Origin of the sequence: Dyella sp., assembly GCF_035685885.1 — a bacterium.
Lineage (GTDB): Bacteria > Pseudomonadota > Gammaproteobacteria > Xanthomonadales > Rhodanobacteraceae > Dyella.
Window position 1 is genome coordinate 1 of record NZ_DASRZX010000017.1, and the last position, 2,824, is coordinate 2,824.

General features: G+C 63.3%; 4 protein-coding genes. 3 read left to right on the forward strand and 1 reads right to left on the reverse strand.

Annotated elements, in window-relative coordinates; genetic code table 11:
- Nucleotides 1-15 precede the first annotated feature (15 nt).
- On the forward strand, nt 16-852 hold the full coding sequence (locus tag VFG49_RS02615) for a ferredoxin (protein ID WP_324857946.1): 837 nt from the start codon (nt 16-18) through the stop codon (nt 850-852).
- A gap of 153 nt (nt 853-1,005) precedes the next feature.
- On the opposite strand, the gene VFG49_RS02620 is transcribed toward VFG49_RS02615, so the two are convergent.
- A complete protein-coding gene (locus tag VFG49_RS02620; protein ID WP_324857947.1) occupies nt 1,006-1,170 on the reverse strand; it encodes a hypothetical protein in 165 nt (54 codons plus the stop codon).
- A gap of 313 nt (nt 1,171-1,483) precedes the next feature.
- Here VFG49_RS02620 and VFG49_RS02625 point away from each other — a divergent pair, with 313 nt between their 5' ends.
- Both VFG49_RS02625 and VFG49_RS19205 read left to right on the forward strand, forming a co-directional pair.
- Nucleotides 1,484-2,647 carry an IS4 family transposase gene (locus tag VFG49_RS02625; protein ID WP_324857948.1) on the forward strand — a complete coding sequence of 388 codons (1,164 nt, stop codon included), beginning with the start codon at nt 1,484-1,486 and terminating at the stop codon, nt 2,645-2,647.
- 57 nt (nt 2,648-2,704) lie between these two features.
- The coding region (locus VFG49_RS19205) for a Rossmann-like domain-containing protein (RefSeq protein ID WP_414649033.1) at nt 2,705-2,824 on the forward strand (120 nt) is incomplete at its 3' end.

Here is a 2,824-nt window from a genome sequence, read left to right on the forward strand (position 1 = left end):
GCGCTGGAATCGCGAGTGTTTCCCGCCTTCGTGCACGATCCCGCGGCCGGCGCCGATCTGGCGTCGCGTTTCACCGTCGCCGGGAATCCGCAGCCCGCGCAGGACTGGCCGGTGCATCCACTTTCGTACGAGGATGAGAGCCACCAGCGCGCACATCAGGAGGTTGCCTTCACCGCCGTTGACTTCCTTGCCTGCGATCCGCGCTATGCCGAGCACTTCGCAATTCTGTCGGGCTCCGCCGGCAATAGCAAAATTGTGCCGGCAGCCGAGGCGATTGCGTCCGATCGCGGTGTGGGCACGCTGCCGTACCTGCTGATGGTTGACGCCGCCAACCGCCTGCAGAAGGTCATGGTCGACGACTGCATGATCCGCGAGGCACGGCGCATCGGCGCGATGTGGCGGGCGTTGCGCGAACTTGGCGGCGTCGGCAACTCGCATGCCGAGCGCGCGGTTGCCCAGGCGCGTGCGGCGTGGGCGGAACAGGAGCGCCAGCGCGACGTCGTGCTTGTGCCCGCAGCCGCCGAAGCTGCCGCACCGGCCCCTACAACGCCGGGCGTGCCGGCCGTGGCGCCGGAAGGCGCGCCGGCAGAGGCCGAGCGAAATCCGGATGAGCCCTACATCGAGACAGCGCGCTGCAGCAGTTGCAATGAATGCACGCAGATCAACGACAAGATGTTCGCCTACAATAAGGATAAGCAGGCATACATTAAGGACCTAAAAGCTGGGACGTACCGGCAACTGGTCGAAGCGGCGGAGAGCTGCCAGGTGTCAGTGATCCATCCGGGCAAGGCGTGGAACGCCAATGAGCCCGGACTGGAGGAATTGCTGCAGCGCGCTGCGGTGTTTGCCTGAAGCCGCATCGGTGCCGCAACGGTGCTTGGTGACGAGCCTGGATCCCGGCTTTACGCGCGGAATGACGAAACCAGCTCAGCAGTGGCCGCCATCCCGAAGAACGGAAGGATTTACCTCTTGCGACACTGAACGGATGCGCTGCCCGATGTGGGCCTAACCCGCCGGCGCGTGATCCTCGATCTCCTCGGCGGCTTGTTCACAGGTATCGGCGAGGTCCTCGCATTCCTGCGCCTTCTCGGGCTTGTGGACCTTCAGCCACCGTTGCGCCAGGGCGTGATAGGTTGCGGCCTGCTCGCGAAGGTAGGCGATGTACTGCATCGCGCACTCTCCCGATTTGAGTCCTCTGGCTACAGTAAACCAAAGATAACTGCGTCGACGCATTGATCTGAATCAACCCAACCTGGGCTGAACTGCGCTAGGTTCATCGATGACCATAGTGGGTGCGCCATCGCCCGGAAGTGGTCTGCCACAAAACTCTCACGTCCGCCGTGAGCCGGTCGTTTCCCAATGTTTGCTTCGGAGATGCGGGTGCAGTCCTCATGAATCCCCTCATTTTCTTCTGGCCGAGGTATAGCGGCGATTCGGCCGATATTCGTAGACGCTCCAAGGGGTTCTGGTTTGGAGCGTTGGCATGGTCAGGGCGGTTCGAGAGGGTGGTCGTTTCGATGATGTTCGCGCATTTGTCGGCGATGTGTATGGCCCTGACCTGCATGCCAAGCGGATCGCGTCCCTGGCCGGCGCGACGCTCGGCGCGATGACGGCGGCGTCGCTGGCGGTGGCGATGATCGGCCACGCGCTGGCTCAGGCCCGAGGCCTCGTGACCAAACACGCCGTCAAGCAGGTGGACCGCCTGCTCAGCAACAACGGCATCGACGTGTGGGACAGCTTCGCCCGCTGGGTGCCCCACCAGATGGCCGAGCGCCGGGAGGCGCTGGTGGCGATGGACTGGACCGATTTCGACCACGACGATCAGACGACGTTGGTGCTCAGCCTGGTGACCGGCCATGGCCGAGCGGCACCGCTACTTTGGCTCAGCGTCTGGAAAGACGAGATCGCGAAGCATCGCAACGATTTCGAGGATGCCTGCCTGCGCCGTCTGCACGAACTCGTGCCGCCCGGCTGCCGGGTCACCATTCTGGCCGACCGCGGCTTCGGCGACCAAAAATTGTTCGCCTTTCTTGGCGAACTCGGGTTCGGCTACGTGATCCGCTTCCGCGGCAACATCCACGTCACCGACGCCGATGGACAGACCAAGCCCGCGGTCGAATGGGTCGGCAAGGGCGGCCGTGCCCGCATGCTGCGCGACGCACGCGTTACCGCGAAAGGTCAGCAGGTCGACGCGGTGGTCTGCGTGCATGCCAAGGGCATGAAGGAACCCTGGTGTCTGGCGACCAGCGCGCGCGATGCGACGGCGGCCACGCTGGTCAACCATTACGCCAAGCGGTGGACCATCGAGCCGCTGTTCCGCGACACCAAAGATTTGCGGTTCGGCATGGGGCTTTCCGCAACCCGCATCGCCGAGCCGATGCGCCGTGACCGCCTGCTGCTGGTTAGCGCCTTCGCCACCGCGCTGCTGACGCTGCTGGGCGCGGTTGGCGAAAGCCTCGGAATGGACCGCTTGCTGAAGTCCAACACCAGCAAGACGCGTATCCATTCACTGTTCCGCCAAGGCTGCATGCTTTACGACCTTATTCCAAATATGCCCGAGCATCGTCTCGCCCCACTGATCGACAAATTCGCAAAGGCAGTCGCAAACGCCGGCATGTTCGTCCCACACCTTACCGTAATGAAATGAGGGGATGGGTGAGGTTGGAGCCGGCAACCGGGATCGGAGGTTGAACTGCGCGCTGGCGTGGATGCTTACGACGCCGCTGAGATTCGTCCCGGGCAGCATGTTGTCGTCGTTGGTGCCTTTGTTCCGTTCCTCAAGGCGCTGAAACGCGCGGGCGCGAAGTTCACCGTATTGGAAATA

Coding starts and splice junctions, on each gene's coding strand:
- VFG49_RS02625 (WP_324857948.1), top strand. CDS start 1,484: ATGGTCAGGGCGGTTCGAGAGGGTGGTCGTTTCGATGATGTTCGCGCA.
- VFG49_RS02620 (WP_324857947.1), bottom strand. CDS start 1,170: ATGCAGTACATCGCCTACCTTCGCGAGCAGGCCGCAACCTATCACGCC.